Origin of the sequence: Bartonella sp. W8122, from assembly GCF_016102485.1 — a bacterium.
GTDB lineage: Bacteria > Pseudomonadota > Alphaproteobacteria > Rhizobiales > Rhizobiaceae > Bartonella > Bartonella apihabitans.
The window spans coordinates 1,374,154-1,386,450 of the sequence record NZ_JACFOO010000001.1 but is presented as its reverse complement, the minus strand read 5'-3'; the positions used below and the strand labels follow the sequence as shown (position 1 = coordinate 1,386,450).

Below are 12,297 nucleotides of genomic sequence, written 5' to 3'. Positions count from 1 at the left end.
TGACGGGAAAAGAGGTAAAAAATGTCTGATACGATTGAAAGTCGTTTGCAAAAACTTGGCGTTACAATTCCCGCTGCTGTACAACCTGTAGCAAATTACGTGACTGCCAGAAAATCCGGTAACCAGCTTTATATTTCCGGTCAACTTCCGCTTAGTAACGGAAAGCCTGTCGCAATAGGCAAAGTCGGCCGGACAGTCACTTCCGAACAGGCAAAAAAATCTGCCGAAGCATGTGCAATCAACATTCTTGCACAAGCCAAAGCCGCTTTGGGAGATTTGAGCAAAATCAAACAGGTGATAAAAGTGACTGCTTTTGTTGCAACCGACCCCAATTTCACCGACATTCCTCAAGTTGCCAACGGTGCTTCGGATTTGTTTGTCAATGTGTTGGGTGAAGCCGGAAAGCATGCTCGTTCGGCTGTAGGAGTTGCTGCACTGCCAATGGATGTTCCGGTGGAAGTGGAAGCAATTCTGGAAATCTGAGTGATGAGGATTGATTGGTTATCAAAAAGGCCCATCGCGAATAGTGGACTTCATGGCTACGATAAGTCTGTTCAAGAAAATACGCTGCCGGCATTCGAACTGGCAGCGCTTGAAAATTATACCATTTGTTGCGATGTCCAACTGTCTCATGACGGCGTTCCGATGGTATTTCATGGCGCTTCCCTTGAACAAATAACAGGCCAGAAAAAACGTATCATAGATCTCCGTTCATCGGAAATTGCCAATATCCAAACCAGTGAGGGCAAGTCACGCATTTTTACCCTTGAGGCACTTCTTCAAAACATTGCCGGCAAAGTCCCTGTTCTGGCAAATCTGGAAGGCAATGAAGGAGAAGATGCGGGCCTGATTTCAACGGTGACAGAATTGTTGGTTGCTTACCCGAACAAATCGGCAATCATGTCTCAGGATGTGCATATTTTACGGCGCATACGTTTCGGTGACCGTGCAATACCACATGGGATAAAAGCTGAAGGCAACAAGCGCTCGGAGATTGAACAACACTTTGCAATGCTTGCTCATGATATGGAGTTCGTGGCCTATAATTTCAGGCAGTTGTCCAATCCTTTTGTACGGTTTGTCCGTGAAAAGCTGGGCATGCCCGTTCTTGCTTTTACTATTCACAATTCTGAAGAGTGGGAAAGAGCACGTGTTAATGCCGACCAAATGATATTTGAAGGTTTTAAACCCGACAACGACAATTAAACCCCGTACATCCTAATAGTTAGTGCGATGTCTAAAACAATAAGTGAGGAGAAAAATGCAACAAAGTTATGATGAAAATAATATTTTTGCGAAGTTGATTCGTGGAGAAATTCCCTCTATCCGCGTTTATGAAGATGACGATGTCATCGCTTTCATGGATGTCATGCCGCAAGGTAAAGGGCATACATTGATTGTTCCACGGAAAGGCTCCCGCAATCTACTGGATGCTGAGCCGGAGACTCTTGCTAAAGTAATCAAGGTTGTGCAGAAAATAGCAAAGGCTGTTAAAAAAGCATTCAATGCAGATGGTGTAACTGTCATGCAGTTTAATGAACCGGCAAGCGGTCAAACTGTTTTTCATCTCCATTTCCATGTTATTCCGCGTTTCGAAAATGTTCCTTTGAAGCCACATAGCGGGGAAGCAGTCGATACAAAAACACTGGAAGAATCTGCCGCAAAAATCCGCGCAGCACTTTAAAACAAAGGCGAGCCGCAATAATCAACCGGTTTTGCGCGAAAGCATTATAACAAGAAAGTTTATCAGAAATGCCTGCCCGATGGTTCATCGCGCAGGCATTTTTGTCTCAATATGATTTATTTTTCGACGTTATATTTTGCTGCTATATATATCGTCATTGCATTCATTGATCGGCCGGCGTCGGCTTTTTTACCCGCTTTCCGGAAGCCTTGACTGCTCTCACCGGTTTTTTGTTCGTTTGTGCTTCATTACTGATAATTTCCAAAGCCAGTTTGTTTTTGTCCGATTTGTCGGTCATAACTTTAACAGTACCGCCATGGCGGAGCTTTCCGAACAATATTTCTTCAGCCAGCGGCTTCTTTATATATTCCTGAATAACCCGCGATAGAGGACGAGCCCCCATACGTTGATCATAACCTTTGTTAGCAAGCCATTTGGTTGCGCCATCACTCAGCTCGAAGGTTATTTCCCGATCGGCAAGTTGTGCTTCGAGTTGCAAAATAAATTTCTGTACAACCTGATGAATGATCGGTTCAGACAAAGGTGCAAATGGAATGATCGCATCAAGCCGGTTACGGAACTCCGGAGGAAATAACTGGTTAATTGCCTCTATGTCATCACCCTCACGCTCGGTCTTGCCAAAACCGATTGCAGATTTTGCCATATCGACTGCACCGGCATTTGTCGTCATAATAAGAACGATGTTGCGAAAATCGATCTGCTTGCCGTTGTGATCGGTCAGCTTACCGTGATCCATCACCTGTAAAAGAATATTATAGAGATCAGGATGCGCTTTTTCTATTTCATCAAGCAAAAGCACAGCGTGTGGGTTCTGGTCGACGGCATCTGTCAACAATCCACCCTGATCGAAGCCGACATAGCCAGGCGGCGCACCTATCAATCTTGAGACAGTATGCCGTTCCATATATTCCGACATATCAAATCGTAACAACTCGATGCCGAGAGATGCTGCAAGTTGTTTGGCGACCTCCGTTTTACCAACGCCGGTCGGACCTGAAAATAGATAGCTCCCTATAGGCTTGTCCGGTTCGCGCAGACCGGCACGGGCAAGCTTGATCGATGAAGTCAAAGCGGCAATCGCTTTATCCTGCCCATAAACCACTCTTCGCAATTCTTTTTCGAGATTTGCCAATGTTTTGCGATCATCGCGTGATATGTTTTTTTGAGGAATGCGTGCCATTGTTGCAACCGTTTCCTCAATCTCTTTCACACCAATTGTCTTTTTTCTCTTGTCTTTAGGCAACAGCATTTGCGCCGCGCCCGTCTCGTCGACCACATCTATCGCTTTATCAGGTAGCCGCCTGTCCGACATGTAACGTGATGAAAGTTCGACCGACGCCTTCATAGCATCATCGGTATATTTTATCTGATGGAAGTTCTCGAAATAAGGCTTCAAACCTTTCAGAATTTCAATGGCATCATCAATAGACGGTTCATTGACATCGATCTTTTGGAAACGCCGAGCCAAAGCCCGATCTTTCTCGAAGATTTGACGGTATTCTTTATAGGTCGTCGAACCGATGCAACGAATGAGTCCGGAAGAAAGCGCCGGTTTCAAAAGATTTGCCGCATCCATACTACCGCCCGACGTTGCCCCTGCCCCGATCAGAGTATGAATTTCATCAATAAAGAGAATGGCACCCTTATAATTTTCAAGCTCTTTTACAACCTGTTTCAAGCGTTCCTCGAAATCGCCACGATAACGGGTACCGGCAACAAGCATTCCCATATCGAGTGAAAAAATCGTTGCATTGCTTAAAACGTCTGGCACTTCGCCATCGACAATTCGTTTTGCTAAGCCCTCGGCGATAGCTGTTTTACCTACTCCGGGATCTCCAACCAGAAGCGGATTGTTTTTCGACCTCCGGCATAAAATCTGGATTGTTCTGGCAATTTCTTTATCCCTACCTATCAATGTGTCAATCTTGCCCTGACGCGCACGTTCGTTAAGATTGATACAATATGCCGAAAGTGCATCGGTATCCTTGTTGGCCGATTGCGAAGTTGACACCTCGTCATCAGAATCATCCAGCGGGAAGCTCGCAGCGCCATTTTCGCTTGCGATACCATGGGAAATAAAATTGACCGCATCATAGCGTGTCATTCCCAGTTCCTGAAGGAAATAAGCAGCAAAACTTTCCCGTTCGGCGAAAATTGCAACAAGAACATTTGCACCGGTTACAATATCCCGTCCTGCCGACTGGACATGGATAACCGCACGCTGGATAACGCGCTGGAACGAATTGGTAGGCTTGGTATCTTCATCATCGCCTATCTGCGAATCGAGTTCCGATTGGACATATTGCGTCAAACGCGTGCGTAATTGTTCAATGTCAACGTTACAAGCAAGGATAACGGCTTTAGCATCAACATCATCAAGCAACGCCAATAACAAATGTTCCAATGTCGCATATTCCTGATGTGCGTCACTGGCAATCATAAGCGCTCTATGAAGGGTCTTTTCGAGGCTTGTGGTAAAAGACGGCATCGGAGTTCACTTTCTTTCCATTACGCATTGCAAAGGATGCTGATTTTCCCGGGCACAATCCATAACTTGCGCAACTTTTGTTTCGGCGACTTCATAGGAATAAACACCACATTCACCAACACCCGTATGGTGAACATTCAACATAATACGCGTTGCATCTTCACGATTTTTACGAAAAAATTTTTGTAAAACAAACACAACAAAATCCATAGGCGTGTAATCATCATTCAAGAGGAGAACACGATAAAAATCCGGTTTTTTTACTTTCGGAAGGGATTTTGTTGCAACACCGGTTTCAAAACTACCTGTGTCTTCATTTTCCTTCCCGCCATTCTGTCCGGCTAATTTTTGCAAACTTAATTCTACCAAGGTTATTGTTCTTTCTCGCCCATGCATTCCATGTAATGTATTTTTAACAGATTATAAGTCCCAGAATCGCAAGTTTAATAATTGTTTTACGCCATTTTCCACCACTAAGCTTCTCCCTTTAGCCAAATAATAATCACGAAAAATTTGTTCTCATAAAGAAATTGGTAACGCTGTCATATTAATCTTCCCCGCGAAAAGGCGGCAGGGGTCGGTGAAACCCCTTTTGTCGCAAATTCTGTTTGGCGTAATAAAAGGTCGTAAAAAGTGCAAAAAGCCTACCAAAAAGTAGCTCGTTTCATAAAGAAAGCCGCCATTGCAACTCTCATATTTTCAGTGTCTGTGACCTATGCACAAGCAGCTCCCCAAAGCGCTTATGCCGATAAATATGCCGCTATAGTTGTCGATGCCAATACCGGACGAACCTTATACGAAGTTAATGGAAATGCACGTCGCTATCCGGCATCCCTCACGAAGATGATGACGCTTTATCTTTTGTTCGAGGCAATGCAATCGGGTCGTGTCACACCAAACACCCCTATTCCGGTTTCCGCCTATGCAGCTTCCCGTCCACCCACAAAAATCGGTTTCAGAACCGGCCAAACGATTCCGGCAGAGCTTGCAGCCAAGGCATTGATCACGAAATCTGCAAATGATGTCGCAACTGCAATCGGTGAATATCTTGGCGGTTCCGAACAGCGCTTTGCCCAGATCATGACGGCAAAAGCACGTCGCTTGGGCATGATGAATACCAATTTTGCCAATGCATCGGGTTTACCGGACGTACAGAACTATTCGACGGCACGCGATCTTGCTATTTTATCTTTGGCGCTCCGCGAACATTTTCCTAAGCAGTATGACTGGTTCAAAACCACAAGTTTCCAATTCCGCGGCCAAACCATTAACGGACACAACCGGTTGGTACGGGATATGAAAGGCGTTGACGGTATTAAAACCGGCTACACCCGCATGTCCGGTTCAAACCTTGCTACATCTATGCGTATGGATGGACGCTCTATTGTTGCCGTTGTCATGGGTGGCAAATCATCGGCTTTACGTGACGCGCACATGGCCGAGCTTTTGCGGCGTTATCTACCGGAAGCAAGTCGAGCCAAAACACGCGCCCCTCTTATTGCGGCAACACAATATGACTTGCCGGAGCCTCACAAAGCACCCGTTCCGGTTGCCAAAGCCGACATAGCCGTGGCTAAAGCCGATACAACCGCTTCGACACCGAAGCCAGAAGCTGTAACGACAGCTTCAAATCCGCAGATTGCCAAAAAGCCGGGTAATAACTCTGATGTTTTGACCGCGCTTGCCAACACAACAGCAAAAACCGCTCCGGCTGTAAAAGAGCTTGATCAGGCAATCGTTTCCAAACAGAAAAACGATGCCAATGAAAAAACAGCTATCGATCCCGTAATTACCGCATCTGCGCCAACCAACGGGCGTTCCGACCAGACAGGCTGGGCTATACAGATCGGTTCTTTGCCAAATCAACAACAGGCAACGGAAATGCTGTCAAATGCATCGGATGCCGCCCGCTCCGCTTTGGCAACAGCGACGCCTTATACCCAGATTTTTGAAAAAGACGGCCAGCGCTACTATCGCGCCCGTTTCGTCGGTTTCAATACAAAAAAAGCGGCATGGGACGCCTGTTCGCTTCTAAAGAAAGCAAATTTTAACTGCTATGCGATAACAATGTAACCAATGTCTGAGTTTTGCGTAAAAGGTAATCAAGCTATGGCAAATGCAAATGATATGGTGTTAAAAGCCCGCTCCGTTAATCACGAGGGCTCGCTTCTCGCTTTGCGATCTCTTCAGCAGGCTGCTTTGAAATTGGCTGACCTGAAAGCGACGCCGCGCGGTATCACCACGCGCTCGCTTCTTGGTCTCCTGATTTGCCAAACACAACGTAACCGTCGTCTGGCTATGCCGCCGGTTCGCATCCATTTGCGTGTTGCAAGTCCACGTGGATCTTTCGGTGTAAAATTCCGCTTGGGATCGACAAATATCTAAATCCCTAAAGTCTACAAAATATCCGCCTGCTCTAAAGCAAACCGAGATCGGCCAGTTCCTGTTTTAAAGCAGCCGGCAGGCGGGCTTTCTCACTCGTATTGTCATCCTCTGGCGCTTCACTTCCATCAAGATAGCGCCACCCTTGGAAAGCACGTCTCGGCTGCCAGATTGTCGGTATAATTTTTGGCTCGAGAACAAGCTTACAACGATGGATACCTTCATCATCGGTAAAGGGGCGAATATCCAGAAATTTTTGTCGGCATTGTATATTGCCTTTCATCACCCAGTAAAGCGAGCCACCGTCCAAAAGTTCGTCAATTCTTTTTGGCACCATACGAGTGATGTGATATTGCTCCGGTTTTTCGCCAGCAGCTTTCAGTTGTTCCAAACGATAATCAATCCATTGGGCAAGCTCATCCGGTGAAGAGCAGCCAACGCATAATTTTATCATGTGAAGTGTCATAACTTATGACTTAACAATCCGTCACATTGACTGCAAGTCCACCCTTGCTTGTTTCTTTATATTTGTCACTCATATCACGGCCGGTTTCGCGCATCGTTCGGATACAGGCATCCAATGAAACAAAATGGCTGCCATCGCCATGAAGTGCCAGCGAAGCGGCTGTCACCGCTTTAACGGCGCCCATGGCATTTCGTTCGATACACGGCACTTGAACAAGGCCTGCTACCGGATCACATGTCATCCCCAGATGGTGTTCAAGAGCAATTTCCGCAGCATTTTCAATCTGCATCGCTGTTCCACCCAAAGCAGCGGTCAACCCTGCCGCAGCCATAGAAGCTGCCGAACCAACCTCACCCTGACAACCGACCTCCGCTCCCGAAATAGACGCGTTATATTTTATGACACCGCCAATCGCCGCAGCAGTCAGCAAAAAATTACGTATGCCGTCGCGTTCGGCTCCGGCACAAAACCGCAAATAATAACTGAGTACGGCCGGAACCACCCCTGCCGCGCCATTGGTAGGCGCGGTTACGATGCGTCCGCCTGCGGCGTTTTCCTCATTAACCGCTATTGCATAAGTGGAAAGCCAGTCATTTGCCGCTAAAGGCCCAACATGATTTCTTTTGCTATCGCTCAATAATTTGTCATAAAGTTTCTTGGCCCTGCGCTTGATGTGTAACCCCCCGGGTAATTCGCCATCATGATGAAGTCCTCTGTCAACGCTTGATTTCATCGCAAGAAATATTTTATCAAGACCTTCATCAAGTTCACTTCGCGTCATCAACGTTTCTTCATTGGCGCGCTTCATTTCGGCAATAGACAGGCCGGATTTTTTCGCCATATCAAGCATCATTGTTGCTGTATCAAAGGGAAAAGGAACAATCCGGTTGTCATTTTTTTTATTATGTTCAACGCGATTTAATTCGTCCTCGCTCACAACAAATCCGCCGCCAATCGAATAATAAACGCGCCGCAAAAGGACGTTTCCAAATTGGTCAAGTCCTTCGAAAACAAGACCATTGCTATGGCCGGGCAACACCGTCTTCCGATCGAAGATCAAATCTTTTTCAGGATCAAAATGGTAGGCCGGATGACCGGCAGGTTGAACTTTCTTTGTCTGATAGACTGATGCAACCAATTTATCCATGTTATCGGGATCGACACTTGCCGGTTGTTGCCCCAACAAGCCCAATATAACGGCACGATCTGTTGCATGTCCGAGACCGGTAAAGGCCAAAGATCCATGTAAAGAGACACGCAAATGGGTAATTGAAGTGTTGACCGGCTTAGGCCAATTGTTCGACAGGATCTCCGCCAGAAACCTGTTGGCTGCCGTCATTGGCCCCATTGTGTGAGAGCTTGATGGTCCTATGCCGATTTTGAATAGTTCGAAAACTGATAGAAACATGGATTTAAACGAACAAATCGATATCCATTATGAAATGGACGTTTGCGCCTGAACAAATTCTAGAAACCGACAGTCAGATAAATCACGGCAATAATAGCAAGGAGTCCGAGTGATGCCCGAATAGCGATGCCCCAACATGATTTTTCGACAATTTCATCCATAAAGCACCTTTTGATACCCGCAATACAATCAACGCAGAATTCGTATTGACGACACCTATAACGGTGAACCCGCAAAGACACAATATTAAAATTTGATTAACAAATTTTTCTATTCACAAAATATTTTTGAGGAATTTATCACTAAAGCAAAGCGAAATCCCGTTCCGGCCGCACTCAATCAACAAAGCGAACAAAATCCTCCAACGGGACACGTTCGGTCGGAAAATTGTTTTCAGGTGCGTTTTCATCGCGATAGCCTAAGGCAAGTCCGCAAATAACCTGTCGTTCAGGCGGTATTTGAAGCTCGTCAGAGATCGTTTTATGATATTCTGAAAAAGCCGCCTGAATACAGCTATCAAGACCAAAACTTCTCGCTACAAGTGCGATTGTCTGAATAAAACAGCCAAGGTCGAGCCAACTGCCAAGCTCCATATCCCTGTCCATTGTAAAAATCAGTCCCACCGGAGCACCAAAAAACATAAAATTTTTCGCTTGCTGGTGTTCGATCTTGCTTCGCTCTGAACGCGCGATGCCCAGTGACCGATAAAGGTCCCAGCCGACTTTACGCCGTCGCGCGAGATAAGGCTCACGCCACGAACGGGGATAAAACTGATATTCACATTCTTCTTTTATGCCTGCCACCGACATGTCAAAAAGTTTTTGTCCCAACTTTTTCAATGTCCCGTTATGAAGAACGATAACTTGCCAAGCCTGTATATTTGCTCCCGAAGGTGCTCGCGACGATAAGCGCAAAATATCTTCCACCATCTTACGGTCAACGTCTTTATCGAGGTAAGCCCTGATAGACTTTCTACTTTTTACAACGTCGCAAAATTTTTCAATTTTGGTCATTTTTATGTTCCACCCACAGGAAAAATGAACAAGCGGCCTAATTTACCCAAGCAAAGCAAAAACTTTGTGTTAGATAGATAGCAAAGGATACCGATATGAACCAGCCTGAAACGATTAAAATACGATTACAAAAGGTTGATCTCTTTCGCGGGCTCGCACTGATTGGCATGGTGGTTTATCATTTCAGTTGGGATTTGAGCTATTTTTCCTATATAGACCCTCAAGTTCCTGCTGAAGGCAGTTTGCGTGTTCTGGCGCGCATTGTCGCGTTTTGTTTCCTGTTTATTTCCGGTTTCAGTCTCTATCTTGCACAGGGAAAACAACGCCGCTTCTTAGCCTATTTCCGACGCTTGTCGATCATCGTACTGGCTGCTCTGGTTGTCTCTATTGTTACCTATTTTATCATGCCGCAAGGCTTCATCTATTTCGGAATATTACATGAAATAGCTGTGGCAACCGTCATCGGATTGCTCTTCTTGCATACGCCGCTTGTGTTGAATTTTTTGGCTATTTTTATTTTTGTTCTGTTGCCATTCATACTGAAATCCGATTTTTTCAATGTACCTTATCTGCTATGGATCGGATTTTCGAGCTATCCCCGCCCCTCATTTGATTATGTTCCGGTTTTCCCGTGGTTTGGTTCAGCTCTTTTAGGGCTGACAACAGCCCGCATCTGCGACAAGTTCCATCTATTTATTTATTTGCAAAACGGGATCCGCCCGCAATGGCTCAATAAATCCTTACAGCTCATCGGGCGCCACAGCCTCATATTTTATCTCGTTCACCAACCTGTCCTGTTAGCTCTCCTTTATTGTATCTCTGCTGTTTTCCCCCCTTCTCCGGATACATTGCGTAAACCGTTGGAAAGGGCTTGCGTCAATGAATGTAGTGAGAGCCAGGCTGATAGTCATTTATGTACTGCTTTTTGCAGTTGCGTATTTGACCAAATAGATCATCAACAAATGATGAGCGAATTTTCCAGAGGAGAGGTCAGCCAGACCGATGAAAGATTACAAAAATCCATCAATGCTTGCTGGGGGCAAACCGTTTTGAAGCAACAATAGCTTTGATGAAAGAGTTAAGACTGTCCCGAATTTATCTTCGACTTAACCATTGACTTCGCGTTCGGCCAAACGCTCGAAACAGATTTCTTCTATGCGTTCAAGCTCATGCAATGATTCGTCTATATCGCGGCGCATCTGTTTGAGATCCTCGCGTTTTTCTTTTATTTCCTGCAACACGTTCTCGACCTTCACTGTATCGTCAAGCGGCGTACCGGTAACGGTCAACAAAGAGGCAATTTCTGCCAAAGTGAAATTCAGTCGTTTGGCTCTTAATATCTGTTGCAACCGATGCCGATCAAGCTCGGTATAGAGACGTGTTCTGCCACGGCGCATCGGGACAATAAGCCCCTGATCTTCATAATAACGCAATGTCCGCGTTGTTACGCCAAATTCCCGCGTAAGTTCACCTATTGAATAATATTCATGCATAAGCTTACCAAACAAGGTTCGACTAACAATCTGTCAAACCTCAATATTTCCATCTTTTATTTCCACAATAGCGTTGAAAAATGCTGATGCAATAGAACGCAGCCATTAAAATTCCATTCCACCACAATTATATCTTCGCACCAACCGACCATATCACTCACAACGCTTTTCATCGCTTTCAACGCTGATTATGGCAATCTCTCTAAATTGACTCCATTTTTTGTCGTTTATTAAGCCAGCAATAGGCTTGCTTCAACACCGATATCTCAGACTAAAATGCACATGTTCAGCTATCTGTATCAGCTAACCAACACGAGAATTCTTCTCTTATATTTGAATTTTTTAAAAGGGTGATGCAATTATGCTCTATTTCAAAGGCCTTAATCCGTCTATCATACGGACAAAGTGAAAACGTCGTCAACAAACGAACACGTCAAGCGAAGTGTGCCATCATGCATAAGAAAATTTGGATATTTGGCTTGATCGTTTTGATTATCATTGCCGCCATTCCAATTTCTTTCAACAGCCTCGTCAACTGGCTTGGCAGGTCCGAGCTCTATGCTTTTGCCGAGGATAAAAATTATTGCCGCACCGAAAGCTGTGAAGAAGGTATTGCTTATGTTACGGAACTTCTCCACAAACAATCGGGAATTGACGCAAAAGATGTCCCTTGGTGCATGGCTACTAATCGCATTTACTATACCGATCTTTATTCGCTTAACGGACTGAAAGTAAAATTCACAAATTGGATGTATGAAACCTGCGAACGCCATGAGCTAACTCTTGACGATGCCAATATCGAAATCGGTGACCACCAACATGATGAGCCCGACCATTGATAGGGCTGATCTCGTCGTTACGGCTGTAGATTACAACCGGTTCCACCGGAGTGACTTAGTAGCGCGAATATTTCCGCTTACAAACCGTCTCGCTAAATGACGTTACTAAATATGGTGGCCCCCATGATCTTCTGTTTTGTTGTCGTGTGACAAATTATCCCGCTTTTCATTTGCTACTGTTTTCTCCTTTTAGTTCCGATGATCAAGCCCTTTCCAATTCTGTTCGAAAAATTTCATTCCTTCTCGTGCGTTTACCAGCTAACTCTTAATCTCTTACACACTCTTGATAGTAGCTATCGTGGGTTTCTTTCACAATCTTAATAATACCTGTCGTGGGATTTGGATAAGTCTATTTTTAACCCCCGTTTACGTATTTTTTTATTTTACGATAATTATTATTTTTTCTTCCTATTTCAAATATTTTAAATACAATTTTATTTTATATATTTAAATAAAATTTTCTTACTAAAGAATATTCATTATTTAATTTCTTTATTTTTATG

The 12,297-nt window shown here is 44.8% G+C and carries 13 protein-coding genes; 7 read left to right on the top strand and 6 right to left on the bottom strand.

The window, feature by feature from the left end:
* The first annotated feature begins 21 nt into the window (after positions 1–21).
* Genes H3S83_RS06120 through H3S83_RS06110 form a run of 3 tightly spaced genes read left to right on the top strand, consistent with a single transcriptional unit; the run spans position 22 to position 1,684 of the window.
* A complete protein-coding gene (locus tag H3S83_RS06120) occupies positions 22–483 on the top strand; it encodes a RidA family protein (protein ID WP_077971180.1) in 462 nt (153 codons plus the stop codon).
* Between the two features lie 3 nt (positions 484–486).
* Positions 487–1,206, top strand: a complete 720-nt coding sequence (locus tag H3S83_RS06115; protein ID WP_246741778.1) for a glycerophosphodiester phosphodiesterase family protein — start codon at positions 487–489, stop codon at positions 1,204–1,206.
* A 55-nt stretch (positions 1,207–1,261) separates the two neighbouring features.
* A complete protein-coding gene (locus tag H3S83_RS06110; protein WP_077971178.1) occupies positions 1,262–1,684 on the top strand; it encodes an HIT family protein in 423 nt (140 codons plus the stop codon).
* Between the two features lie 163 nt (positions 1,685–1,847).
* On the opposite strand, the gene clpA is transcribed toward H3S83_RS06110, so the two are convergent.
* Together clpA and clpS are read right to left on the bottom strand one after the other, a co-directional pair.
* A complete protein-coding gene (clpA, locus tag H3S83_RS06105; protein WP_198239186.1) occupies positions 1,848–4,193 on the bottom strand; it encodes an ATP-dependent Clp protease ATP-binding subunit ClpA in 2,346 nt (781 codons plus the stop codon).
* A 6-nt stretch (positions 4,194–4,199) separates the two neighbouring features.
* A complete protein-coding gene (clpS, locus tag H3S83_RS06100; protein ID WP_078039404.1) occupies positions 4,200–4,589 on the bottom strand; it encodes an ATP-dependent Clp protease adapter ClpS in 390 nt (129 codons plus the stop codon).
* A 237-nt stretch (positions 4,590–4,826) separates the two neighbouring features.
* On the opposite strand from clpS, the gene H3S83_RS06095 reads away from it, so the two are divergent.
* A complete protein-coding gene (locus H3S83_RS06095) occupies positions 4,827–6,266 on the top strand; it encodes a D-alanyl-D-alanine carboxypeptidase (protein ID WP_198239185.1) in 1,440 nt (479 codons plus the stop codon).
* 36 nt (positions 6,267–6,302) lie between these two features.
* Positions 6,303–6,578 (top strand): hypothetical protein, encoded by a 276-nt coding sequence (locus H3S83_RS06090; protein WP_077971174.1) that lies wholly within the window; start codon positions 6,303–6,305, stop codon positions 6,576–6,578.
* Positions 6,579–6,609: 31 nt separating this feature from the next.
* Here the strand turns inward: H3S83_RS06090 and H3S83_RS06085 are convergent, their stop codons facing one another.
* The 3 genes from H3S83_RS06085 to H3S83_RS06075 form a co-directional block, all read right to left on the bottom strand.
* Positions 6,610–7,041, bottom strand: a complete 432-nt coding sequence (locus H3S83_RS06085; protein WP_198239184.1) for a DUF1489 family protein — start codon at positions 7,039–7,041, stop codon at positions 6,610–6,612.
* A 10-nt stretch (positions 7,042–7,051) separates the two neighbouring features.
* The gene (locus H3S83_RS06080) at positions 7,052–8,449 is read right to left on the bottom strand and encodes an L-serine ammonia-lyase (RefSeq protein WP_198239183.1); all 1,398 of its coding nucleotides are present in this window, start codon (positions 8,447–8,449) and stop codon (positions 7,052–7,054) included.
* Positions 8,450–8,784: 335 nt separating this feature from the next.
* Positions 8,785–9,462, bottom strand: coding sequence for a nitroreductase (locus H3S83_RS06075; protein ID WP_198232172.1), 678 nt, complete (start codon positions 9,460–9,462; stop codon positions 8,785–8,787).
* A 95-nt stretch (positions 9,463–9,557) separates the two neighbouring features.
* Here H3S83_RS06075 and H3S83_RS06070 point away from each other — a divergent pair, with 95 nt between their 5' ends.
* Entirely contained in the window at positions 9,558–10,526 is a 969-nt protein-coding gene (locus H3S83_RS06070; protein WP_198239182.1) for a DUF1624 domain-containing protein, read from the top strand.
* 42 nt (positions 10,527–10,568) lie between these two features.
* Here the strand turns inward: H3S83_RS06070 and H3S83_RS06065 are convergent, their stop codons facing one another.
* On the bottom strand, positions 10,569–10,955 hold the full coding sequence (locus H3S83_RS06065; protein WP_077973506.1) for a MerR family DNA-binding transcriptional regulator: 387 nt from the start codon (positions 10,953–10,955) through the stop codon (positions 10,569–10,571).
* Positions 10,956–11,407: 452 nt separating this feature from the next.
* Here H3S83_RS06065 and H3S83_RS06060 point away from each other — a divergent pair, with 452 nt between their 5' ends.
* On the top strand, positions 11,408–11,794 hold the full coding sequence (locus tag H3S83_RS06060; RefSeq protein WP_198224835.1) for a hypothetical protein: 387 nt from the start codon (positions 11,408–11,410) through the stop codon (positions 11,792–11,794).
* Positions 11,795–12,297 lie beyond the last annotated feature (503 nt).

Excerpts from the sequence above, each read along its gene's own strand:
- clpS (WP_078039404.1), bottom strand. The coding sequence starts at position 4,589 with ATGCATGGGCGAGAAAGAACAATAACCTTGGTAGAATTAAGTTTGCAA.
- H3S83_RS06110 (WP_077971178.1), top strand. The coding sequence starts at position 1,262 with ATGCAACAAAGTTATGATGAAAATAATATTTTTGCGAAGTTGATTCGT.
- H3S83_RS06090 (WP_077971174.1), top strand. The coding sequence starts at position 6,303 with ATGGCAAATGCAAATGATATGGTGTTAAAAGCCCGCTCCGTTAATCAC.
- H3S83_RS06070 (WP_198239182.1), top strand. The coding sequence starts at position 9,558 with ATGAACCAGCCTGAAACGATTAAAATACGATTACAAAAGGTTGATCTC.
- H3S83_RS06085 (WP_198239184.1), bottom strand. The coding sequence starts at position 7,041 with ATGACACTTCACATGATAAAATTATGCGTTGGCTGCTCTTCACCGGAT.
- clpA (WP_198239186.1), bottom strand. The coding sequence starts at position 4,193 with ATGCCGTCTTTTACCACAAGCCTCGAAAAGACCCTTCATAGAGCGCTT.
- H3S83_RS06080 (WP_198239183.1), bottom strand. The coding sequence starts at position 8,449 with ATGTTTCTATCAGTTTTCGAACTATTCAAAATCGGCATAGGACCATCA.
- H3S83_RS06075 (WP_198232172.1), bottom strand. The coding sequence starts at position 9,462 with ATGACCAAAATTGAAAAATTTTGCGACGTTGTAAAAAGTAGAAAGTCT.
- H3S83_RS06060 (WP_198224835.1), top strand. The coding sequence starts at position 11,408 with ATGCATAAGAAAATTTGGATATTTGGCTTGATCGTTTTGATTATCATT.
- H3S83_RS06120 (WP_077971180.1), top strand. The coding sequence starts at position 22 with ATGTCTGATACGATTGAAAGTCGTTTGCAAAAACTTGGCGTTACAATT.
- H3S83_RS06065 (WP_077973506.1), bottom strand. The coding sequence starts at position 10,955 with ATGCATGAATATTATTCAATAGGTGAACTTACGCGGGAATTTGGCGTA.
- H3S83_RS06115 (WP_246741778.1), top strand. The coding sequence starts at position 487 with ATGAGGATTGATTGGTTATCAAAAAGGCCCATCGCGAATAGTGGACTT.